A 19,722-nucleotide genomic window follows, 5' to 3' on the forward strand; every position below is an offset into this window, starting at 1 on the left:
CCTCATACAATGGGATCATGCACAGTCACGAGCTTGGTGCCGTCCGGAAAGGTCGCCTCCACCTGCACGTCCGGGATCAGCTCCGGCACGCCGTCCATGACGTCGTCGCGGGTCAAGAGCGTGCGGCCGAAGTCCATCAGCTCGGCGACGGTGCGCCCGTCGCGCGCGCCCTCGAGGATCGCGCAGCTAATCAGCGCCACCGCCTCCGGATAGTTGAGCTTGAGCCCGCGCGCCCGGCGGCGCTCCGCCAGGAGCCCGGCCGTGAACAGCAGCAGCTTGTCTTTCTCTCGCGGTGTCAGGTCCATCGCGTCCTACCTCAATGTGTAAACAGCGGCGCAGACCGCCGCCAACGAGCGGCGCGCGGTCTCAGGTCGCCCAGATCCGCGGCGGCAGCGCGTCGCGGCCAATCAGCCGCGGGCGCAACGCCGTCCAGAGTGCGCAGAATACCCGCTGTGCCGGCTCCGTTGTATCGGCGAGCGCGCGGGCGACCAGGAGATCGCCCTGCAGCGTCACGCCGGCGAGCAGGCCGGGCGCCCCGGCGAGCACCGCCAGCGCCGCCTCCAGATCGCCGGCCCCGGCGCCGCTCGCAACGAAGGTGGCAGAGACGGCGTGGCCCGTGAGCCCGCTCGGCCGGTCCAGATCTTGGGGGCCGTCCACGCGCAGGCGGTCCAGCAGCAGCGGGCTGCCGTTGCGGGAGACCCGCAGCGTCGCATCCAACGCCCCCTGCACGAAACGCTCGCCGATCACGGGCCGGCCCAGGCTCAGGATCTCCCAGCCGATCACGCGGGCGTCGTCGCAGAGCGCGATCTCGGTCAGGCTCGTGACCCGCGCCCCCGGGAACAGGATGGCCGGCTGCGGGAACCACTCCAGCACCCCGTCCGGTGCGACGCCGAGCCGCTGCTCCTGCCGCGCGAGCTCGCCGGCGCTGCGGTAGAACTTGGCGGCACCTGGCGTGGTGACGACGGCATGGGCGCCAGCGGCGATGTCGATGCGGATATCCAGCGCATCACCGCCGACGACGCCGCCCGGCGGATGCAGCGGATAAAGGTGACAGGGCGCGCCCTCCGGATGGAAGGCCCGCTGCAGCGTCAGCGGCCCGAGCTGGTGCTTGCGGGCGAGCACCGTCCGCGGCGCGCCCGCGGGGCCGGCGCGCTGCTCACAGCGCAGATACAGCTCGGCGCGCCAGCCCACGGGCGGGGACGCAGATCAGCGCTGCGAAGGCGTCGGGCGCGGCATCACATCGGAAAGCCGCCGCCGGGCGGGAAGCCCCCGGGCGGCAGCCCGCCGCCGGGGCCGCCGAAGCCGCCGGGGCCGCCCATGCCGGGCGGCAGGCGGCCCTGCATCTGGCGCATCATCTTCGCCATGTTGCCGCCCTTCATCTTCTTCATCATCTTCTGCATCTGCGTGAACTGCTTCAGGAGCTTGTTCACATCCTGCACCTGGGTGCCGGAGCCCATGGCGATGCGCTTGCGCCGGCTGCCCTTGATGATCTGCGGATGGGCGCGCTCCATCGGCGTCATGGAATCGACGATGGCGATGAGCTTGACGAACTCCTTGTCGTTGATCTGGTTCTTCATGTGCTCCGGCACCTGGCCCATGCCCGGAAGCTTGTCCATCAGGCTGGCGATGCCGCCGAGCTTGGTCATCTGCTTGATCTGGTCGCGAAAGTCCGACAAGTCGAAGCCCTTGCCCTTCTGGATTTTCTTCGCGAGCTTCTCGGCCTCGTGGCGGTCGACCTTCTGCTGCACCTCCTCCACCAACGACACGACGTCGCCCATGCCGAGGATGCGCGAGGCGATGCGGTCCGGATGGAAGGGCTCCAGCGCCGTGCTCCGCTCGCCGGTGCCGAGGAACTTGATGGGCTTGCCGGTGATCTCGCGGATGGACAGCGCCGCACCGCCGCGGGCGTCGCCGTCCGCCTTGGTCAGGATCACGCCCGTGAGCGGCAGCGCGTCGTGGAAGGCCTTGGCCGTCTTGGCCGCATCCTGGCCCGTCATGCTGTCCACGACGAACAGCGTCTCCGCCGGCGACAGCGACGCATGCAGCGCCTGGATCTCGGCCATCATGGCCGCATCGATGGCGAGGCGGCCCGCCGTGTCGACGATGAGCACGTCCTTGAACTGTTTCCTCGCGGCGGCGACGGCGCCCTGCGCGATGGCGATGGGCGACTGGTCCGCGCTGCTCGGGAAGCAATCCACGCCCACCTCGGCCGCGACGGTGCGTAACTGCTCGATGGCCGCGGGGCGGTACACGTCGCAGCTCACCACCATGACCTTCTTGTTCTGGCGCTCTTTCAGAAAGCGCGCCAGCTTGCCGCTGGTGGTGGTCTTGCCGGAGCCCTGCAGGCCCGCCATGAGGATCACCGCGGGCGGCTGCACGTTGAGCGCGAGGCCCTCGTTGGCCTCGCCCATCAGCATGGTCAGCTCGTCGTTGACGATCTTGATCAGCACCTGCCCGGGCGTCAGGCTGCGCGTCACGTCGGCGCCGAGGGCGCGCTCGCGCACGCGCTCCACGAAGCCGCGCACCACCGGCAAGGCCACGTCGGCCTCAAGCAAGGCCATGCGCACTTCGCGCAGCGTGTCCTTGATGTTGTCCTCGGTGAGCCGCGCCTGGCCGCGCAGGCCCTTGAGCACGTCGCCGAAGCGTTCCTGGAGACTGTCGAACATGATGCTTCTAGGGACCGGAAACTCGGGTAAGTTCTGAGGGTGTTGAGGATGCGGCCATGCGCCCGCCCGCGAGACGGTGCGCGCGCCGGCCTGCCGAGTCGTTAACCTAAATCAAGCCGCCGGCAAAGAACAGCCCAGACACGCGCCCGTGATTGCGCAACCGCGTTCCGGGCCCCGCGCAGTTGTGCGATCATCCGCCGCCATGAATACCGCGCCCTTTGCCCTCGTCAGCATCGCCTCGTACCTCGGCAGCGCGAGCCTGATCGGCTGGCGCATGTTCAATCGCAACGTGGATTCAACCGTCCTGCTACGGCAGGCGACCCTCGCGCTCGGCTTCGTCGGGCTCGTGCTGCACACCTGGCTCCTGTACCACGCCATCTTCAGCCACGCCGGACTCAACCTCGCGTTCTTCAACGCGCTGTCGCTCGCATCCTGGACCGTCGTCGCGTCGCTGCTGATCTCCAGCCTAAGCAAGCCCGTCGAAAACCTCGGGCTCGTCATCCTGCCGCTCGCGGCGCTGACGGTGCTCTTGGACCTCATCTTCCCCAGCGTCGGCTTCATGAGCGCGGACGCGAGCTGGATACTCAAGCTGCATGTGCTCTTGTCCATGCTCGCCTACAGCCTGCTCACGCTCGCCGCCGTGCAGGCGGTGCTGCTCGCGGTGCAGGACAACTATCTCAGGGCACGCAAGCCGAACACCTTCATCCGCTCGCTGCCGCCGCTGATGACCATGGAGGCGATGCTGTTCGAGATGATCGGCGTCGGCTTCGTGCTGCTGACGCTCGCGCTGGCCTCCGGCTTCGCGTTCCTGGACAACATGTTCGCGCAGCACCTGGTGCACAAGACCGTGCTGTCGGTGCTGGCGTGGATGGTCTTCGGCGGCCTGCTGCTCGGCCGGCGCGCCCGCGGCTGGCGCGGCCAGAAGGCCATTCACTGGACCTTGGGCGGCTTCATGCTGCTGATCCTCGCTTACTTCGGCTCCAAGTTCGTACTTGAGCTCGTGCTGCACCGCTAAGCCCCGCACGTAAGCCCCGCACGGAAGCCCCGCACGCGCCAAGGAGGCGCAACTGATCCGGCATACTGCCGCACCGTCGGCACCAAACGCCGGCCGAGCCAAGATCCAGGGGGAGCCGATGCCGACACAACAGGCCTTTCGTATCCACCATGACGACGCCGGACACCGCGTCGGCGTCGAGACCATCGCCGCACCCGAGCCTGCCGCCAGCCCGGCGCATGACCCAGGGCATGAGCAAGTCCTGCTGCGCGTGGACTACGCGAGCGTCAACTACAAGGACGCCCTAGGCGCCACCGGCAAGGGCAAGGTCATCAGGTCCTTTCCCATCACCGGCGGCATCGATGCGGCGGGCATCGTCGAGCGCTCGGAGCACGCGGACTTCGCGCCCGGCGACGCCGTAGTCGCCACCGGCCACGGCATGGCCTTCGACCACGACGGCGGCTATGCACAGTACCTCTGCGTGCCCGGCGACTGGCTGGTGAAGCTGCCGCCCGGCCTCGACACGCGCACCGCGATGCTGCTCGGCACCGCGGGCTTCACCGCGGCGCTGGCGGTGCATCGGCTGCTGCAGAACGAGCAGCGCCCGGACCTGGGCCCGATCCTGGTAACGGGCGCGAGCGGCGGCGTCGGCGCCATCGCCATTGCCATCCTCGCGAAGCTCGGCTTTGAGGTCGCTGCCGTCTCCGGCAAGCCCGAGCTGCACGACTGGCTGAAGGCGCTCGGCGCCACGCAGATCCTCGGCCGCGACGCGCTGCCCGGCGGCGACCGCCCGCTGGAGAAGGGCGTCTGGGGCGGCGCCGTGGACAACGTCGGCGGCGACATGCTCGCGCGCATCACCCGCACCGTGGTGCCCTACGGCAATATCGCGAGCATCGGCAACGCCGGCGGCATCGAGCTCCACACCAGCGTGCTGCCCTTCATCCTGCGCGGTGTCGCCCTGCTCGGCTGCGACTCGGTGCACATCCCGCAGCCGCTGCGCGGCACGCTGTGGCAGCATCTGGCGACGGACTGGCGTGTCGATGAACCGGAGCGCCTGCTCGGCGGCGAGGTCACGCTAGAGGCGCTGCCGGAGGTCTTCGCGCGCATGCTCGCCGGGCGCACGCACGGGCGCATCCTCGTCAATCCCAACCCCGCGACCGCCGCCGACGTATGAGCAACGCCAAGCTCCAGACCGGGTCCCAGAGCCCGCCCCAGGCCCTCGGCAACCCCGCCAAACGCGCGCTGATGGCGCGCGCGCATGCGCTCAAGCCCGTCGTGCTGCTCGGCGCCGCCGGGCTCACGGAGCCGGTACTCGCCGAGATCGAGCTGGCGCTGAATCACCACGAGCTCATCAAGGTGCGCGTCAACGGCGGTGACCGCGACATGCGCGACGCCCAGGTGCGCACCATTGTCGAGGAGACGGGCGCCGCGCTGGTGCAGCGCATCGGCAACATCGCCGTGCTCTTCCGCGCGAATCCGGAGCGCAAGGAGCCGATCCGCCTGCCGGCTTGATGCCGCCGGGCGAGCGCTACGGCACCATCGGCCGCGGCAGACGCTTGAGCTTGCCGAGATCCTCCGGCCGATCCAAGTCCGCGAGCGTCGGTAGCTCCGTCCAGCGCCAGCCGAGCGCGGCCATGCGCTCACGCGTCACGGCAGCCACGCGCTCCCCGCCCCAGGGCACGTCCGTGAACAGGGCGGGCTCGGCGCGCTTGAGCCCGAGCAGCACATAACCGCCATCGTCGGCCGGCCCCAGCACGGCGTCCGCCCCGGCAACCCCGTCCAGCGCCGCCAACGCAGCGGCCACCTGCGCCGGCCCGAGCCCCGGGCAGTCGCAACCGATGAGCACGACGGCCCCGGCCCGCGTCAGCGCATCCTGCGCCGCCGCCAAGAGCCGCGCGCCGAGGTCTCCCGCCGGCTGCACGTGCAGCGAGATGCCGAAGCGCGCGGCCAAGGCCCCGAACAGCGGATGCCCGGTATCCGGCGCGCACCAGAGCTCCAGCGGGGCGATGCGCGCCGGCTCGAGCCGCGCGAGCGTGTCGATGACGAGCTCGCGATGCAGCGCGGCGGCGCCCTCGGCCCCGAGCGCCGGGATCAGCCGCGTCTTGCAGGCCCCCGCCACCGGGGCCTTCGCGAACACCAAAATGCGCGCCGCGGGCAAGCGCAGGCCGCCGCCCGCGCTCACGGGCGTCCGCAATCCCGCGGCGCAGTGCATCACGAGCGCGCAATCAGCCGAGCGCACCACCGCAACTGCTGCCCTGCCCGGCGGTGCAGCCATAGCAGTGCCCGGCCACGGCAATGCCGGCGCCGGTGAGGTCGGCCGCGTCCGCCAGCTCGCCGATATGGCGGCGGGCCCCACCATCGGCGCCGAGGGGCAGACCGAGCATCTGGTTGAAATCGCAGTCGTACAGATACCCCTGCCAGTCGATGCTAATGAGGTCCCGACACATGACCGCGTCCAGATTCTCGTCCCGGTGGGCCTCGCGCAGCAGCCGCATGTAGCCATCGAAGCGCCCCGTGGACAGGAGCCAGCCACCGAAACGGCGGATGGGCATATTCGTGAGCGACAAGAGCCGGTTGAAGCGGATGCCATAGCGTGCGGCGAGCTCGCGCTTGTAATCCACCTCCAGCGCGCACTGCGGCGGCGGCAGCACCGCATCAACGGGGTTATAGACCAGGTTCAGCACCAACCCCGTCTCCTCGGCGCCGTAACCGAGCGCGTTGAGCCGCTTGAGGCCGCGGATGCTGGCATCGAACACCCCCTTGCCGCGCTGGTCGTCCACGTTCTCGCCCAACCAGCACGGCAGCGACGCGATCACCTCAACGCGATGCTCGGCCAGGAAGCCGGCCAAGGGCTCCTGCCCCCGCTCCTCCAGAATGGTCAGGTTGCAGCGGTCCATCACATGCACGCCGAGCGCGCGGGCGCGCTCCACCAGCGGACGGAACACGGCGTTGAGCTCCGGCGCACCGCCGGTGATGTCGAGCGTCCCGGCGCCGCTGCGAGCGACGAACGCCAGCACCTGCTCCATGGTCTCTGTGCTCATCTCCTCGCGCCGTTTCGGGCCTGCGTCAACGTGACAGTGCACGCAGGACTGATTGCAGCGATAGCCCAGGTTCACCTGCACTGTGGCAAGGCGGCGGCGGGTGAGCACGGGAAAGTCCATGCCGATCAGCAGGGGTTTGGAATCGAGCACGACGAGACTCCGGCCGGATAAGACAAGACGGCGGCACAGCGCCGGCGTTACCCGTCAAGTGGCGCCGCCCCGCGCATTGTCAAAATCCCAGGCGGTGCTAAACTGCGCGGCTTGGGGTCGGCCGGCCACCCAGGTCCGGCCATTGCGCCCACACCGTCTCGGGGCAGTAGCTCAGCTGGGAGAGCGCCGCGTTCGCAATGCGGAGGTCAGGGGTTCGATCCCCCTCTGCTCCACCAATCAATTCAGTCGCTTAGCGCAGGTTCCGAGACTCCGCTTCAACTTGGTGTGACGCTCGGTGTGACGCACTGCGCCGAAACCGAGGCTCCGCGACCCGCCGGCGCTGCCGTTCCAGGCAGCTCGGACAGCGATAAGAGCCGCTCGCTGTGGGCACTCGACCGCAGTCCAGGCAGAGCCGATCCCGGCGCAGGCGCGCCCGGCGCGCGGCTTCGCTGGCGCGCTTGCGCTCGGCACAGGCCACGCAGCAGGTGCTGGCGGCGGCCGGTGCGCGCCCACAGGCGCAGCACAGCCCGGCGGCACCGACCTGGTGCAGCTCGCCAAGTCCACCGACACCGCCTGGCTGCGCCTGCGCCTGCGCGCCGCCGCCGTCCCCCTCGCCACCGAGCAGCCCGCCCCCGGCACCGCCGTCGCCAGCCTGCACCACCCCCGCGGCACGGCGCAGCAGATCGCCCTCGGCAGCGTCACCGGCACCAGCAACTGCGAGCGCTTCGACTACTGCGCCGAGCACTACGACCCCGCCGCCGCGCACTACCTCGGCGTGCGCTGGGCGACGGGCGAGACCCACGCCGGCAGCTCCGGCGCCGGGCTCTTCCTGCCCGACGGCCGCGTCCTCGGCGGCCTCATGGGCGGCAGCGACGCGCACACCGCCGCGCTGGTGCGCGACTTCTACGGGATGGCGGAGAGAGGCGTGCCGGTGCCCGGGCTGACGCCGGCGGAGGGGGTGATGGTGGCGGCGCGAGATGCGGGTCTCGTGGTAACTGTCGAGACTCTCCAGCGACGTCAGCGTCCGCGTCGTGTCGTCGTCATAGGTGATCGCGGCCTGGAAGAACTCCAGGCGCATGTTCACCTCTTTGCTGACCTTGGCGTCCAGCAGCAGATGGAACTGCCGCAGATCGTTGAGATCGAGTACGAAGTAGGCCTTCTTGCGAAAGGACAACCGTTCCCGCTGGCCCAGGAAATTGATAATGATGTCGGCGAGGACATCCTTGGTGACGGCGACGCGGAATTCTTCTTCGGCCGCGCGATCGGTCAGCTCATGCATCTGGAAGACTCCTCGCGCGATGACGCGTCAGCGCACGCTTGATCCGGCTCAGTAATACTGCCGAACATACCCATAAGCCTTGTCGAACAGCTCCTGATCGCTGTGCAGCTTGTACTTGAACAGCGTGTTGCGGAGCGCCTTCTTCACCTCGCGCTCGCCGGCGCTGGTCTGCTGCCAGCCGGGGAAGCGGACCATGCGCACGATCTCGTCGATGTCGGCGACCACGCGCTCGACGATCACCGGCGTGTCGGGGTTGCGGACCTCCTCGAACAGCGCGGTCAGGGCCGCCTTGCCGCGGTCCTCGTCTTCTTCCGGCGGGGTCTCCTTCTCCGCGGCGACCAGGTCGCCGGCCAGTTGCAACAGCTCCTTCAGGAACTGGACGCTGTGCATCTGGCCGGACTCGTGGCGCTCGCGCAGCCGCTCCAGCCGCTCGGACAGGGGCTTGAAGCGCGGGTTGCCGAGGTGCTTGCGCAGGCGCGCGGCGATCTTGATCTCGACCTCCTTGGTCTTATTCTGGCGGTCCGGCGCGTCCAGGATGGCCTCCACCACGTCGGCGTCGAACACCAGCTCGTCGAGATCGTCGCGGATGGTGCCGACCGTCACGTTGTCGTGGATCAGCGCCACGGTCTTGGCGCCGAGCACGTGCCAGAGCAGCGCGCCGTGGCCGGTGGAGGGCTTGAGGCTCTCGTACACCTGCGCCAGCCAGCGGTAGTCGGCCTCGAAGGGTTGCAGCAGCGGGTCCGGTGAGATCGCCTCCCAGAGCCGGCCGAGCACGCTCATATCGGCCGCGAAGGCGTCGCGGGCGCTGTTGTCCGGCAGGCAGTCCTGCGCGGCGATGAGGCCGTCGTAGCCGCTCAGGCTGCGGTCCACCCCGGCGAAGTAGGCCAGGCACTTCTGCACCGCCCCGGGCAACAGCGCCTTCAGCGCGGCGATGTTGCTCGCCACCCGCTGCAAGCTGGCCTCGTCGAACGCGAGCGCCTTGGCCACGTCGTCGAACACGCCGAGGTAGTCCACGATCAGGCCGTGGCTCTTGCTGGCGGTCTGGCTGCCGCTGTAGGTGCGGTTGGTGCGGGTGATGGCCTGCAGCAGGGTGTGATCGCGCAGCGGCTTGTCCAGGTACATGGCCTGGAGGATGGGCGCGTCGAAGCCGGTCAGCAGCTTGGCGGTGACCACCAGGATCGCGAGCGGGTCGTTCGGGTCGCGGAAGCGGTCCAGCAGGGCCTCTTCGGCGTCGCGGTCGCGCTTGTACGGGGCATAGCGGGCGTCATCCTTCTCCTTGCCCTGCACCGAGATGACGACGTCGGTCTCGATGCCGTCCGGCAGCAGCCGGTCCAGCTCGGCCTTGTAGAGCAGGCAGCATTCCTGGTCGAAGGTGACCACCATCGCCTTGAAGCCGTTCGGCGCCACCTTGGCCTGAAAGTGCTTGGCGATGTCGTCGCAGATGGCGGTGATGCGCTTGGGCGCCTTCACCAGCACGGCCATGTTGGCGGCGGTCTTGGCGAGGTTGTCGCGGTCAAGGTCGGACAGGCCGCCGGTGAGGTTGGCGTAGGCCTGGTCGACGGCGGCCTTGTCGATGCGCAGGTCCACCAGCCGCGGCTCGAAATGCAGCGGCAGCGTGGCGCCGTCGCGGATGCTGTCCTCGAAGCCGTAGTGGCTCAGATAGCCGTTGGCGTCCTCCGGCGCGCCGAAGGCATAGAAGGTGTTGCGGTCGCGCTTGTTGATGGGGGTGCCGGTGAGGCCGAACAGGAAGGCGTTCGGCAGCGCGGCGCGCATCTGCATGCCGAGGTCGCCCTCCTGCGTGCGGTGCGCCTCGTCCACCAGGGCGATGATGTTGTGGCGGTCGTTCAGCACCGGCGAGTCCAACACCGCGGCATCGTCGTCCGTCTCGGCCGGCGCGCTGTCGTCCGCGCCCGCCGCGGCCTCGGCGCCGGCCTCTGTGCCGGCAGCGGCCGCCGGCAGCGCCAGCCCGAGCCCCGCGGCCAGCGCGCTCAGCTCGGCCTGCAATGCCTCGCGCTTGCTGGCGTCGTCCACCCGCGCCGCGGCGCGCCAGGCGACGCCGAGCTCGACGCCGGCGGCATCAACCTGCCCCTGGCGATACAGCTCCGGGATCTGCCGCAGCAGCCGCGCGACGCTCTGCCGCGGCGTCTCCTCGCCGAACTTGAAGATGGTGGTGATGATGATCTTGCGCGTGTCCTGCTTGAGCAGGGTCTTCAGCGACGAGCGCTTCTCCGCCTTCACCAGGTTCGGAATGTCGGCGCCGTGGAAGGTGGCGCTGATCTGCGCATCCAGATCGATGCGGTCCACCACGATCAGCACGGTCGGGTTCTTGAGCTTCGGGTGCATGCGCAGCTTCTGCGCCGCGAACACCATCAGCAGCGATTTGCCGGAGCCCTGGAAGTGCCAGATCAGGCCCTTCTTCGGGTAGCCCGCCACCACGCGCGCGACGATGCGGTTGGCCGCCTCGAACTGCTGGTAGCGGCACACCACCTTGAGCCGGCGCTGCTTCTTGTCGGTGGCGAACAGCGTGAAGTTGGCCAGGATGTCGAGCAGGGTCTCGGGCGCCAGCAGCCCAGACACCGCCCGTTGCAGGTCCGACAGCCCACCGGGCGCGGCGTCCTCGTTATCCCGCCAGGGACCCCACAGTTGCACCGGCATGTGGATGGAGCCGTAGCGCAGCTCCTTGCCCTCGCTGGCGACGCTGAACACGTTGCAGGCGAACAGCTCCGGCACGAAGCGCTCGTACTCCTGCACCTGGATGGCGCCGTCCACCCAGCTCACCGACGGGCGCACCGGGGTCTTGGCCTCGATCAGCACCAGCGGCAGCCCGTTGACCAGCAGCACCAGGTCCGCGCGGCGCTCCGCCGGGCCGGCGCGGAAGCTGTATTGGGTGGTGACCACGTACTGGTTGCGCGACAGGTCCTCGAAGTCCACCAAGCGCACCGTCACATGCTCGCCGTCCTTGCCGAACGGCATGCTGCGCTCGCCCCGCAGCCAGGCGGTGAATTCCTCGTTGGCCCTGATGAGACCAGTCCTCAGCCCGTCCGAGCGCACCGACAGCACGATGGCGCGGAGCTTGTACAGCACCTCGTCGGCTCGTTCGGGCTGCGCCGCGATGCAGGGGTTGAGCCGGATCAGCGCGTCGCGGACCAGGGGCTCGCAGAAGACCTCCTGCGGCTCGCGCGGCAGCGCCGCCGCCGGCAGGTAGGTCCAGCCGGCGCCCTTGGCGGCGATGCCGTAGCTGCCGCGCGCGTCCTGGAGGTTCAGCGGGTTGGCGCTCGCGTTGTTGCCGCAGAGCAGGTCCCGCAGGTAGGCCTCGACGGTGGTGGATTCGGTGAAGGTCATCTTGACTCGCCCCCGTGCGGCATATCATCTGCAATATGAAAAGGCTTCGCGTGGTGCTGGACACCAACGTCCTGGTGGCCGCTTCCCGCAGTAGCCGCGGGGCGTCTTTCGCGCTGCTGCGGATGCTGCGGGAAGGGCGCTTCACCGCACTCGCGTCGGTGCCGCTGCTGCTGGAGTCCGAGGCCGCGCTGAAGCGACCCGAGCACCTGGCCGTTGGCGGGCGGACGGTGGCGATGACCGATGCCTTCCTGGACGCCCTGTGTCTGTGCTGCGAGCCGGTGGATCTGTACTACCTGTGGCGCCCGCGCGCCCGCGATCCGGCGGACGACATGGTGCTGGAGACGGCCCTGAATGGCCGCGCCGACCGGCTGGCCACGTTCAACACCGGCGACTTCACCGCGGCGGCGCGATTCGGCCTTGCGCTGGTGCACCCGCGCGAGCTGCTGCGACAACTGCAAGAGGGGCAATCCTGATGGCCAATTACGCATTGCGCGTCCCCGAATCCCTGTTCGCCTACGCCCGCAAGGTGGCCGAGGAGGAGAACGTGTCCATGAACCAATTCTTCGTCACCGCCATCGCCGAGAAGGTCTCTGCGCTGAAGACGGAGGCATATTTCCGCGAGCGCCGCGAGCGCGGCGACCCGGCGGACTTCGAGGCCTGGCTCGCCGCGAGTCCGGACCGGGAGCCGGAGGCGGGGGATGAGCTGCCGTAGCGCGGGACTCGTTCTTTGCAACTACGAAACACGCGAAATACACGAAAAGGACCAGCCGCCCCGTCGGCGCCTTTGCTTTCGCGCCTTTCGCGTGTTTCGCAGTAGCGCTTCACTGGAAGCTCGTCGTGTCGGTTCGAGTTGCCGGCGAGCCAATGAAAGACCTCCTGCGGTTGGCGGCCGAGGGCCGCGCCGGGCAGAAAGTGCCAGCCGAGGCCCTGCTGGGCGAGGCCGACCGGGGCGACGGGCTGGTCGGTAATGCCGCCGGTGAGCAGATTGCGGAGGTAGGCTTCGATGGTGTTGGATTCGGTGAAGGTCATGACATTGCTTCCGAAATGATGCAGCGCATAACCTCATAGCTATCCACGGATCTAGCGCGTGCGATTTCTCGTGCGCCACGGAGTTCTTTGACGACCCCAACCACCTCTTTCTGAGTATCCTTCGGTGCTATGGGGACGGGGAGTCTAGCGATATCCTGAAGATATATTGCTGGTTGCGCGGTGCTGCGCGAGACAGACCAGCATCGCCGCTGAAATTCGCTCGATTGGAGGTAAAGGTGTAGGTAGTCTTGCTCGATAATCTGTTGATTGGCACGCAATACAGCGACCATGCGTTGAAATGTGAACGGTGGCATTCCGGCCGGTACGCGCGCTACTTTTCCAAGCGTGGCCCCAATAACGCATAAGAGTGAATCTCCGGGGCGAATTGACCATTTCTCGTGTAGTTTGTAAAAGTGCTTCCAGGGTATTCGACGTTCGTCTGGTCCGAAATGCAGAGCGTCTTCGCTTATGTGGCTAACGCTTAACAGCATAGGTCCATCAGGCGAACTCCCTTTTGGAGGATAGTGGTCGCCGTCTTTTAATAGTGAAAGCACGCTCCCCATAGGCTGCCACGGATAGAGCGAGGAATCAGCAAGGGAAGCGAGATAGAATCTATTATGAAGATAAGAATAAATCGCAGTGTGCGCCTTTCTTGCTGCTTCGGCATGAGATTCGTATGCGTTAAGAGCAATGGCAAGCATCCTCGCTACACGTTCTTGCGCTTCCATTGAAGGTAGAACGAACTCGTACTCCGCAAGGCTCTTCCAGTTCGTCCGCGGCGACAGCGACCCTGCCGACGTGCCAACGGCGTAGTCGAAGAACGCATCGGTCTGGCAAATGAACGGCAGCAGCTCCGGCAGCAGCACGCCGGGGTCTTTCGGCTCGAAGACGTAGATGTCGCCTGAGCAGACGCCGCCGAAGTCGGCGACCGCGACCTTGCGCTGGTACGCGCGGCGCTTGCCGAACAGCACCTGCCCTGGCCGGAAGCGGTTGGTGAAGGTGGTCCCGTCGGCGATGTCGCCCCAGGAGCGGATGCGCAAGTCGCCGGGCTCGATGTGCTCCAGGCCCACGTAGCGGTCGAGCCCGTCGGCCAAGGGGTCTTTGCTCGTCTCCTTGTTGAGCCGCACCACATCGCCGAACTTCACCCGCCGCCACCCCGGCTTCATGCCTTCCACACCTTGATCGCCGGCGTCTGCCCCTTCTCACGCGCCTGCTTGCAGAAGCGGTCATCAAAGGTCTGCATCTCGGCGCCGTCGCAGGCGGCGAGATGGAGCGCGTCGGCGAAGTCGGCGCCTTGCTCGTACCACGCCAGCGCACGCTCGACGACTCCATGGTCCTCGACCACAGCGTTCTCGCTTTGTCGCAGCAGGCGAAAGAAGGCCGCCATGCGCTCGCGGGGCAGCTTGTAGACCGAGCGCAGGACCCATTCGGTCTCCAGAACGACGGTTCGCGGTATTAACGCCGTGTTGTCGGCCAGCAGCCGCTGGGCGAGGGCGGCTTGCCCGGGATGGTCATCCACCAGGAGCCGCACGAGCATGTTCGTATCGAAGGCGATCACTTGTCCTTGGGCTCCGGCTCCGGCTCTGGCGCTGACTCTGGATCTGGCCAATCCGCGCTGTAGTCGACCGGCTTGCAGAGCTCTTCGAGGGGCACGGCCGGACCTTCGGTCTTCAGAAAACCCCGCAGGTCTTCAAGGCGCACACCGCTCCCTGTCGTTGTCGGCCTGAGCAGGACACCCGCGCCGGTCCGCTCGATCAACAACTCGCAGCCGGCCTGGAGACGCAGCGCGGAGCGAATCCTTGACGGCAGAACGATCTCGCCAGATTCGCCGATCACGACTTTGTCAACGGACATCGGGGTCTCCTGGTTGGTTATTGGTGTTTCGTCGTTGAGTCTGGCTGATCGGCGATCAGACCGTCCAGGGTTTTGACCAGCGCATCCATCTGCTGCCAAAAGGCGCGGCCGTCCTGCTCCCAGTCGTCCCAGACCTCGCGCAGGCTGCGCTGGTCGGCGGGCTTGCCGGTGTCGGCCCCTGATCGGATCAAGCTCCGCTTGACGTAGAGCGGGATGGAGAGGCTGTGCCCGTTGCCGGCGATCTGCTCAAGGCTCGCAACGCGACAGAAGCCGGGCTGGTCGGTGAAGGCGTGGTAGGCGTCCGCGATGCGCTGCTGATGCTCCGGCTTGAGAAAGCTGTAGGCGCGCTCGCGGGCGATCTCGTTCACCGCGTCGATGAAGAGCACGCGGCCCTGGCGCTCCGGCGGCTTCTGCGCGCGGCAGATGACGACGCAGGCCTCCATCGGCGAGTTGAAGAAGAGGTTCGGCCCCAGGCCCAGCACGCAGTCGAGGCGGTCGGACTCGATGAGCTTGCGGCGCATGGCCTCCTCTTCGCGGCGGAACAGCACGCCGTGGGGGAACAGGATGGCGCAGCGGCCGCTGTGCGGGTCCAGGCTTGAAAGGATGTGCTGGAAGAAGGCGTAGTCGGCGCGGCCCTGGGGCGGGGTGCCGAGGCTGTTGCGGCCCCAGGCATCGGCAGCCCAAGCGTCGCGGTTCCAGCGCTTGATGGAGTACGGCGGATTGGCCAGCACCACGTCGAAGCTAGCGAGCCGGTCCTGCGCGGTGAAGTGCGGCGCCTCCAGGGTATCGCCGCGGGCGATGTGGAAGTCCTCGACCCCGTGCAACACCAGGTTCATTCGCGCGATGGAGGCGGTCATGTGGTTGCGCTCCTGCCCGAACAGGCCGAGCGTGCGGTGCTCGCCGCCGCGGCGCTTCACCTCCGCGAGGGCGGCGATCAACATGCCGCCGGTGCCGCAGGTGGGGTCGTAGATGCGCTCGCCGGCTTGGGGCCGGAGCATCTGCGTCATCACATGCACCACGGTGCGGTTGGTGTAGAACTCCTGCGCCGTGTGGCCGCCGTCGTCGGCGAAGCGGCCGATGAGGTACTCGTAGGCGTCGCCGAGCGTGTCCTCGGGCACGTTGGCGATGCTGAGCGTCTGCGTCGCGACGTGCTCCAGCAGGTTCTTGAGCGTGGCGTCCGGCAGCCGCTCCCGGTTGGTCCAGGGGGCGTCGCCGAAGATGCCGTCGAAGCGGCCCGGATTGGCCGCCTCGATGGCGCGCATGGCCGTCTGCAGGTGGCGGCCGATGTCCTTCGGCTGCTGCCGCACGTCGTTGAAGTGCGTCCCGGTGGGGATGACGAAGCGCTCGTCGGCCTCGGCCCGGGCCAGCTCGGCGTTGCCGTCGTAGCTCGCGAGCGCCGCCGCATAGTCCTCGTCCCAGACATCCGACAGCCGCTTGTAGAACACCAGCGGGAAGATGAACTGCTTGTAGTCGCCGGCGTCGATCAGCCCGCGCAGGATGACGGCAGCGCCCCAGAGGTAGGATTCGAGTTGGGGGAGGGTGAGATGGTCAGCCATAGTTGGTCGGCATGCGTTCCCAGGCGTCGTCGTCCTCGTCTTGATCCCAGTCGAATTCTTCTTCGTCGTTGGTGATGCTGAATTCGACCCCAAGGTCTGTGCAGTCGGCCTCCCAGCGATCTATCCATTCTGTCAACAGTTGAATCACACCCGCAGCCGACCCGCCAAGGTCGCTGCGGAAGCCCGAGCGCTCGCACTCGTAGATCGTGCTGCAATCACTGTCTCCACCATAGGGACCGCGGATGTATCCCGCATATGACAGGCGAAAGTTCGAACCGCTGATGTACAGAGATGGACCGCTCCAACTGCCCTCTTCATCAAGGACGGACTTCAGCAGGACATCGATCTCGATACCATCCGTGACCATCGGGAGGCGGGATAGGGCATACTGTAGTTTTGCGATATCGCTAATCGTCTGCGGATCGATTCCTGGCCGCTTCAGTAACTTGGAGCAAGAAGCTGCGAGGCGGTCTATAACGGGCATGTACTCGATCGCGATCGGAAAGTACTGATCGTCCCATTCGTCGTCGTCCTCGTCCTCGTCCTCTTCTCCGAGCTCGTAATCGACGTCATCAAAGCAATGGTCTCTTGCCGGTAGACCTTGAGACTTCGATAAGTGAATCTCTTTGACAACGAATGGCACAAAATCGCCATGAGGTTCCGTTAGAACAGCGGTCACATCGAAGCTTAAGGGCATTGACAGCCAAGCGTCCTCTCCAGAGACAAACAATTTCGCGCCGGCGACCGCTTCCAGTGCTAACAGTAGCGATTCTTGCCTTATGACAAAGAAGCAGGACTCGGGACCATCTTCGGTCTGACGGGCGATGCTGGCAAACACTAAGCCATCGTCGTCGCGCTTGAAGAGATTCAGCGGCAGGTCGTAAAAGAACTGTTGCACATTGGAACGCGCGCCCTGCCCCCAGAGCTTCATGCCGTAGTCATTCATTGCGTTGAATCCTCAAGCCACCCACCTTCAACCATCTCCCGCCGCAACGCCTCCTCCGCCTCCCGCACTCGCTCCAGCGCAGCCTTGAAGTCGACGATGGCCTCGGGCAGCGGCGGGATGTCGCGGCCGACAGGCGGCAGCACGTAGCGGGAGATGTTGAGCGTCCAGCCCTCCTGCTCGATCTCGTCGAGGCCGACCACGCGGCAGTGGTCTTCGACGTCTTCGAAGGCGTGGTACCAGCCATTGATGCGCTCGGCGTGGGCGGGCTCCAGGTGGTTCTGGGCCCGGTCCTTGCGGAACAGCGCGGAGGCGTCGCAGATGAGCACGCGCCGGGCGGTCTCGGGCTGTTTCTTGGCGCGCAGCACCAGGATGCAGGCGGCGAGCCCGGTGCCGTAGAAGAGGTTCGGCGCGAGGCCGATGACGGCCTCGATGTGGTCGTGCTCCAGCAGATGCCGGCGGATCTTGCCCTCGACGCCGCCGCGGAACAGCGCCCCCTGCGGCAGCACCACGGCCATGGCGCCGCTGCGCGGGGCCATGGACTTGACCATGTGCTGCACCCACGCGAAGTCGCCGGAGCTGTCCGTCGGCAGGCCGGCGAAGGCGCGGCCCCAAGGGTCGCTCTCCCAGACCTCCCGGCCCCACTTTTCGAGCGAGAACGGCGGATTGGCGATTACGATGTCGAAGGTCGCGAGGCCGCCGGTGGCCGGGTCGGCGAACACCGGGTTGCGGAGCGTGTCGCCGCGCTCGATCTGGAAGTCCTCGACGCCGTGCAGCAGCAGGTTCATGCGCGCGACGGACGAGGTGGTGAGGTTCTTCTCCTGCCCGTACAGCCGGCCGAAGAAGGTGCGCGGGTCGCCGCCCGCCTCCCGCACATGCTCCACGCAGGCCAGCAGCATGCCGCCGGTGCCGCAGGCGGGGTCGTAGATGCTCTCGCCCTCCTGCGGGTCCAGCAGCTCGACCATCAGCCGCACGACGCTGCGCGGGGTGTAGAACTCGCCGGCCTTTTTGTTGGTGGTGTCGGCGAACTTCTTGATCAGGTATTCGTAGGCGTCGCCGATGACGTCGCTCTGCACCATGGCGTTGCCGAGCGGCAGCGCGGAGAAGTGCTCGAGGAGGTCCTTCAGCAGGTCGTCGGGCAGGCGGTCCTTGTTGGTCCAGGGCGTGTCGCCGAAGACGCCGTAGAGGTGCTCCTGATTGGCGCGCTCGATGCCGCGCATCGCGTTGACCAGGCGCGCGCCGACGTTGGCGGCGGTCTCGCGCACGTCGCGCCAGTGGCAGCCTTCCGGGATCTGGAAGCGGTGCTCGTCGGCGAAGGCCTCGCCATAGCGCGCGACCATGTCGGCCTCTTCTTCATCCCAGACATCGCAGATGCGCTTGAAGAAGAGCAGCGGCAGGATGTAGCTCTTCCAGTCGGTGCGGTCCACCGGGCTGCCGCGCAGGATGTTGGCGGCCTCCCAGAGATGCGACGCCAGTTGCTGCAGCGTCGTCACGGAGGGCTTGCCGGGCGCGATGTGTGCCAGCAGCGCCGCATGCTCCTGATTCATGACCTTCCTCCGGCCGGGCGACGCTCGCCGACAAGCAGCGGCGAGACCTGCGGCGCGCGCCCCCCGGCACCGCCTGGAGACCGGCAGCTCTCGCGTTGATGGGTCCTCATGGCCAACGGCCGTCTCCCGGCGCAACCGCGCCGCGCGGCGGCTTTACCGCGGCTGTGCTGTACCGCGCGCATGGCCAAGCGCATCGGGTTAGCGCCGGCGCGATGCCCCGTTGTCGGCACTCCGCTCCGCGCGCGCGTACCGCAGCACCATCACCTCCAGCATGTTCGCCAGGCTCCGATGCTCGCGCGCCGCGGCCGCCCGCAGCGCCGCCTTCACCTCCGGCGCGAGGCGGCAGGTCAAGGTCTCGGTCCTTGTCGTCGGCATGATCGGGGCTTCCCTCATCAATGCTGCATGTGTACTCTTAATGTACCGCAGATTGCGACCGAAGCGGCAAGTCGGGGGACAGCCGGCACCCGGTCGCACTGCCAACCAACGGACGGAACAGGGACCACCATGCGCACAGCCCACCTCCCCGCGGCCCTCGCCGCGCTCGCCCTCGTCGGCCCCGCCCACGGCCTCAACAAGTGCGTGGACGCGGCCGGCGAGGTCACCTATCGGCAAACGGCGTGTCCGGGCGCGGACACGGCGCAGCGCGTCGAGGTCGAGCCCGCGCCCGGCGCCGGCACGGCACCGGCGGACGACTACTGGTCGGTCAGCAATCAGGTGCGCCGCATCGAGACGCAGCAGCAGGCCGACGGCGAGCGCCGCGAGCGCGCGCGGCTGGAACGCGCGCTGCGCGAGCCCGAGCGGGTGAAGCGGCCGAGCAGTACCGAGATCTGGAACGCCAAGGTCAGCCGCCAAGTGCTGCCGGGGATGACCCCGGCAGAGGTCGAAGACGCCCTCGGCGCGCCCGACTCGACCTATCGCGGCAGCAACGGCTACAGCTCCTGGGGCTATCGCGGTTACGACGCGAACGGCAACTACCGCAGCCTGACCGTGCAGTTCCAAGACGGCCTCGCGACCGGCACCACCGACTACGAAGCACCCGCCCCGCAGCGCTTCGACACCGACAAGGGCCGCTGGCTGGAGTAGCACCCATGCCGGACCGGGACTGAACGGAGCCGCACGCCATGGCAGACACGGGCAATCGTCGCCCCCGACCAGCGCCGCGACAAGGTCGAGAAGGAGATCAACCGCCCGACCTTCACCCTGCGCGCCAAGCCGCTCAACACCGTCTGCGGCTTCCTGCCCTTCTCCACGCTCATGGAGAAGGTCGAAGGCATCCGCAAGCTCGGCATCGCCGGCGCGCTCAGCCCGAGCTTTCTGGAGA

The 19,722-nt window shown here is 67.6% G+C and carries 21 protein-coding genes and 1 tRNA gene; 9 read left to right on the forward strand and 13 right to left on the reverse strand.

Annotated features, from left to right (window positions below; translation table 11 throughout):
- Window positions 1–2: 2 nt before the first annotated feature.
- The 3 genes from ureA to ffh form a co-directional block, all read right to left on the reverse strand.
- Window positions 3–305, reverse strand: coding sequence for an urease subunit gamma (gene ureA / locus ML01_RS13840; RefSeq protein ID WP_058555995.1), 303 nt, complete (start codon window positions 303–305; stop codon window positions 3–5).
- Window positions 306–366: 61 nt separating this feature from the next.
- A complete protein-coding gene (locus ML01_RS13845) occupies window positions 367–1,191 on the reverse strand; it encodes an urease accessory protein UreD (RefSeq protein WP_058555996.1) in 825 nt (274 codons plus the stop codon).
- Window positions 1,192–1,235: 44 nt separating this feature from the next.
- Window positions 1,236–2,666: a signal recognition particle protein gene (ffh, locus tag ML01_RS13850; RefSeq protein WP_058555997.1), complete on the reverse strand. Its 1,431-nt coding sequence runs from the start codon at window positions 2,664–2,666 to the stop codon at window positions 1,236–1,238.
- A gap of 202 nt (window positions 2,667–2,868) precedes the next feature.
- Between ffh and ML01_RS13855 the strand changes: the two genes are divergently transcribed.
- The 3 genes from ML01_RS13855 (at window position 2,869) to yhbY (ending at window position 5,172) form a co-directional block, all read left to right on the forward strand.
- The gene (locus tag ML01_RS13855; RefSeq protein WP_058555998.1) at window positions 2,869–3,681 is read left to right on the forward strand and encodes an inner membrane protein YpjD; all 813 of its coding nucleotides are present in this window, start codon (window positions 2,869–2,871) and stop codon (window positions 3,679–3,681) included.
- Window positions 3,682–3,799: 118 nt separating this feature from the next.
- Window positions 3,800–4,834: a YhdH/YhfP family quinone oxidoreductase gene (locus ML01_RS13860; protein WP_058555999.1), complete on the forward strand. Its 1,035-nt coding sequence runs from the start codon at window positions 3,800–3,802 to the stop codon at window positions 4,832–4,834.
- Entirely contained in the window at window positions 4,831–5,172 is a 342-nt protein-coding gene (gene yhbY, locus ML01_RS13865) for a ribosome assembly RNA-binding protein YhbY (protein ID WP_082674271.1), read from the forward strand. Before ML01_RS13860 ends, yhbY begins: the two co-directional genes overlap by 4 nt.
- A gap of 16 nt (window positions 5,173–5,188) precedes the next feature.
- Here yhbY and ML01_RS13870 read toward each other — a convergent pair whose 3' ends face one another.
- Together ML01_RS13870 and arsS are read right to left on the reverse strand one after the other, a co-directional pair.
- Window positions 5,189–5,842: a TIGR04282 family arsenosugar biosynthesis glycosyltransferase gene (locus ML01_RS13870; protein WP_254045254.1), complete on the reverse strand. Its 654-nt coding sequence runs from the start codon at window positions 5,840–5,842 to the stop codon at window positions 5,189–5,191.
- A gap of 43 nt (window positions 5,843–5,885) precedes the next feature.
- Window positions 5,886–6,851: an arsenosugar biosynthesis radical SAM (seleno)protein ArsS gene (arsS, locus tag ML01_RS13875; RefSeq protein WP_173865175.1), complete on the reverse strand. Its 966-nt coding sequence runs from the start codon at window positions 6,849–6,851 to the stop codon at window positions 5,886–5,888.
- A 160-nt stretch (window positions 6,852–7,011) separates the two neighbouring features.
- Between arsS and ML01_RS13880 the strand changes: the two genes are divergently transcribed.
- Window positions 7,012–7,087: transfer RNA gene (locus tag ML01_RS13880), tRNA-Ala, on the forward strand.
- 308 nt (window positions 7,088–7,395) lie between these two features.
- Window positions 7,396–8,172: a trypsin-like peptidase domain-containing protein gene (locus tag ML01_RS13885; RefSeq protein WP_058556000.1), complete on the forward strand. Its 777-nt coding sequence runs from the start codon at window positions 7,396–7,398 to the stop codon at window positions 8,170–8,172.
- A 6-nt stretch (window positions 8,173–8,178) separates the two neighbouring features.
- Here the strand turns inward: ML01_RS13885 and ML01_RS27325 are convergent, their stop codons facing one another.
- Window positions 8,179–11,472, reverse strand: coding sequence for a type I restriction endonuclease subunit R (locus ML01_RS27325; RefSeq protein ID WP_082674273.1), 3,294 nt, complete (start codon window positions 11,470–11,472; stop codon window positions 8,179–8,181).
- Between the two features lie 35 nt (window positions 11,473–11,507).
- On the opposite strand from ML01_RS27325, the gene ML01_RS13895 reads away from it, so the two are divergent.
- The 3 genes from ML01_RS13895 to ML01_RS28765 all read left to right on the forward strand — a co-directional run bounded on the left by ML01_RS13895 (window position 11,508) and on the right by ML01_RS28765 (window position 12,540).
- Window positions 11,508–11,945 (forward strand): putative toxin-antitoxin system toxin component, PIN family, encoded by a 438-nt coding sequence (locus ML01_RS13895; protein ID WP_058556001.1) that lies wholly within the window; start codon window positions 11,508–11,510, stop codon window positions 11,943–11,945.
- Window positions 11,945–12,184, forward strand: coding sequence for a hypothetical protein (locus tag ML01_RS13900; RefSeq protein ID WP_058556002.1), 240 nt, complete (start codon window positions 11,945–11,947; stop codon window positions 12,182–12,184). The genes ML01_RS13895 and ML01_RS13900 overlap by 1 nt, the downstream gene beginning before the upstream one ends.
- Window positions 12,185–12,336: 152 nt before the next feature.
- Window positions 12,337–12,540, forward strand: coding sequence for a hypothetical protein (locus ML01_RS28765; RefSeq protein WP_058556003.1), 204 nt, complete (start codon window positions 12,337–12,339; stop codon window positions 12,538–12,540).
- Here ML01_RS28765 and ML01_RS27330 read toward each other — a convergent pair.
- The 7 genes from ML01_RS27330 to ML01_RS29975 all read right to left on the reverse strand — a co-directional run bounded on the left by ML01_RS27330 (window position 12,498) and on the right by ML01_RS29975 (window position 18,776).
- The gene (locus ML01_RS27330; RefSeq protein WP_082674274.1) at window positions 12,498–13,667 is read right to left on the reverse strand and encodes a restriction endonuclease subunit S; all 1,170 of its coding nucleotides are present in this window, start codon (window positions 13,665–13,667) and stop codon (window positions 12,498–12,500) included. The genes ML01_RS28765 and ML01_RS27330 overlap by 43 nt on opposite strands.
- Window positions 13,664–14,059 (reverse strand): type II toxin-antitoxin system VapC family toxin, encoded by a 396-nt coding sequence (locus ML01_RS13915; RefSeq protein WP_058556005.1) that lies wholly within the window; start codon window positions 14,057–14,059, stop codon window positions 13,664–13,666. The genes ML01_RS27330 and ML01_RS13915 overlap by 4 nt, the downstream gene beginning before the upstream one ends.
- Entirely contained in the window at window positions 14,056–14,355 is a 300-nt protein-coding gene (locus tag ML01_RS13920; protein WP_058556006.1) for an AbrB/MazE/SpoVT family DNA-binding domain-containing protein, read from the reverse strand. The genes ML01_RS13915 and ML01_RS13920 overlap by 4 nt, the downstream gene beginning before the upstream one ends.
- 17 nt (window positions 14,356–14,372) lie before the next feature.
- Entirely contained in the window at window positions 14,373–15,911 is a 1,539-nt protein-coding gene (locus tag ML01_RS13925; RefSeq protein ID WP_058556007.1) for a class I SAM-dependent DNA methyltransferase, read from the reverse strand.
- Window positions 15,904–16,857 (reverse strand): hypothetical protein, encoded by a 954-nt coding sequence (locus tag ML01_RS13930; protein WP_058556008.1) that lies wholly within the window; start codon window positions 16,855–16,857, stop codon window positions 15,904–15,906. Before ML01_RS13930 ends, ML01_RS13925 begins: the two co-directional genes overlap by 8 nt.
- Window positions 16,854–18,401, reverse strand: a complete 1,548-nt coding sequence (locus tag ML01_RS13935; protein WP_058556009.1) for a class I SAM-dependent DNA methyltransferase — start codon at window positions 18,399–18,401, stop codon at window positions 16,854–16,856. The genes ML01_RS13930 and ML01_RS13935 overlap by 4 nt, the downstream gene beginning before the upstream one ends.
- Window positions 18,402–18,599: 198 nt before the next feature.
- Window positions 18,600–18,776: a hypothetical protein gene (locus ML01_RS29975; RefSeq protein WP_173865176.1), complete on the reverse strand. Its 177-nt coding sequence runs from the start codon at window positions 18,774–18,776 to the stop codon at window positions 18,600–18,602.
- Window positions 18,777–18,905: 129 nt separating this feature from the next.
- Between ML01_RS29975 and ML01_RS13940 the strand changes: the two genes are divergently transcribed.
- Complete coding sequence (locus ML01_RS13940; RefSeq protein ID WP_058556010.1) at window positions 18,906–19,484, forward strand: DUF4124 domain-containing protein; 579 nt, start codon at window positions 18,906–18,908, stop codon at window positions 19,482–19,484.
- The last annotated feature ends 238 nt before the right edge of the window (window positions 19,485–19,722 follow it).

This window comes from Thiohalocapsa sp. ML1, from assembly GCF_001469165.1.
Classification (GTDB): Bacteria; Pseudomonadota; Gammaproteobacteria; order Chromatiales; family Chromatiaceae; genus Thiohalocapsa.

Coding starts and splice junctions, on each gene's coding strand:
- ML01_RS27330 (WP_082674274.1), bottom strand. CDS start 13,667: ATGAAGCCGGGGTGGCGGCGGGTGAAGTTCGGCGATGTGGTGCGGCTC.
- ML01_RS13860 (WP_058555999.1), top strand. CDS start 3,800: ATGCCGACACAACAGGCCTTTCGTATCCACCATGACGACGCCGGACAC.
- ML01_RS13855 (WP_058555998.1), top strand. CDS start 2,869: ATGAATACCGCGCCCTTTGCCCTCGTCAGCATCGCCTCGTACCTCGGC.
- ML01_RS13930 (WP_058556008.1), bottom strand. CDS start 16,857: ATGAATGACTACGGCATGAAGCTCTGGGGGCAGGGCGCGCGTTCCAAT.
- ML01_RS13920 (WP_058556006.1), bottom strand. CDS start 14,355: ATGTCCGTTGACAAAGTCGTGATCGGCGAATCTGGCGAGATCGTTCTG.
- yhbY (WP_082674271.1), top strand. CDS start 4,831: ATGAGCAACGCCAAGCTCCAGACCGGGTCCCAGAGCCCGCCCCAGGCC.
- ML01_RS29975 (WP_173865176.1), bottom strand. CDS start 18,776: ATGCCGACGACAAGGACCGAGACCTTGACCTGCCGCCTCGCGCCGGAG.
- ML01_RS13940 (WP_058556010.1), top strand. CDS start 18,906: ATGCGCACAGCCCACCTCCCCGCGGCCCTCGCCGCGCTCGCCCTCGTC.
- ML01_RS28765 (WP_058556003.1), top strand. CDS start 12,337: ATGAAAGACCTCCTGCGGTTGGCGGCCGAGGGCCGCGCCGGGCAGAAA.
- ML01_RS13925 (WP_058556007.1), bottom strand. CDS start 15,911: ATGGCTGACCATCTCACCCTCCCCCAACTCGAATCCTACCTCTGGGGC.
- ML01_RS13895 (WP_058556001.1), top strand. CDS start 11,508: ATGAAAAGGCTTCGCGTGGTGCTGGACACCAACGTCCTGGTGGCCGCT.
- ML01_RS13900 (WP_058556002.1), top strand. CDS start 11,945: ATGGCCAATTACGCATTGCGCGTCCCCGAATCCCTGTTCGCCTACGCC.
- ML01_RS13935 (WP_058556009.1), bottom strand. CDS start 18,401: ATGAATCAGGAGCATGCGGCGCTGCTGGCACACATCGCGCCCGGCAAG.
- ML01_RS27325 (WP_082674273.1), bottom strand. CDS start 11,472: ATGACCTTCACCGAATCCACCACCGTCGAGGCCTACCTGCGGGACCTG.
- ffh (WP_058555997.1), bottom strand. CDS start 2,666: ATGTTCGACAGTCTCCAGGAACGCTTCGGCGACGTGCTCAAGGGCCTG.
- ureA (WP_058555995.1), bottom strand. CDS start 305: ATGGACCTGACACCGCGAGAGAAAGACAAGCTGCTGCTGTTCACGGCC.